Genomic DNA, 772 nt, shown 5'->3' with positions numbered 1-772 from the left:
GGGGGGGACGGGGTTCCATGGGACGCGCCTCGTTCACCACGATGCTGCGGCCGCCCAGGGGCTGGCCGTTCATGCTCTGGATGGCGGCTTGCGCTTCAGGGTCGCTGCCCATCTCGACGAAGCCAAAGCCCTTGGAGCGGCCCGTGTCGCGCTCCATCATGACTTTGGCGCTGATCACGGCTCCGAATTGGCCGAAGGCCTGCTCCAGGTCACTGTCACGCACCGAGTACGGCAAATTGCCGACGTACAGTTTGTTGCCCATCACGGGACTCCTCAAAAACACATTGATAAAGCGATGGAGTCCCGAAAACGCAGCCAGTGAATCACAAAGATGTCCCATGCGCGAAACTGACGGATCCCCGCAAACGTCGACGCGAAAAATATCTCGCCGATGCATTATGGGCCATAAATTCCGCAAAAAAGCAAGGTGCCGGACACGGGCCAAACGCGCTGGCTCAGCCATGAAAAAAGGGCCCCGAAGGACCCTTTTTTTGAAATGCTGTCAGCGTGAGCTTAGTAGCTGCTGCGGCCACCGCCGTAGCCACCACCGCCACCACCGCCGCCGAAACCACCGCTGCGGCCGCCACCACCGCCGTAGCCGCCGCCACCGCCGTTGCCGCCACCGAAGCCGCCGCCACCGCTGCGGGGGGGACGGGGTCCATCGGACGGGCTTCGTTGACCACGAGGTCACGGCCGCCGAAGTTTTGACCATGCGCGCCTTGGATGGCGGCTTGCGCTTCGGCATCGTTGCTCATTTCGACGAAGCCGAAAC

The 772-nt window shown here is 62.4% G+C and carries 1 protein-coding gene and 1 pseudogene; both read right to left on the bottom strand.

Features of this window, described 5'->3' with window-relative positions:
* A partial coding sequence (locus AC27KI_RS26320) for an RNA recognition motif domain-containing protein (protein WP_487116812.1) occupies window positions 1–262 on the bottom strand: 262 nt, incomplete at its 3' end.
* A 251-nt stretch (window positions 263–513) separates the two neighbouring features.
* A pseudogene (locus AC27KI_RS26315) lies at window positions 514–772 on the bottom strand (RNA-binding protein); the annotation flags it as partial.

The organism is Acidovorax sp. KPB24-03 (assembly GCF_057546605.1).
The sequence above is the reverse complement of the archived record's forward strand: the minus strand, read 5'-3'. Positions and strand labels throughout refer to the sequence as shown.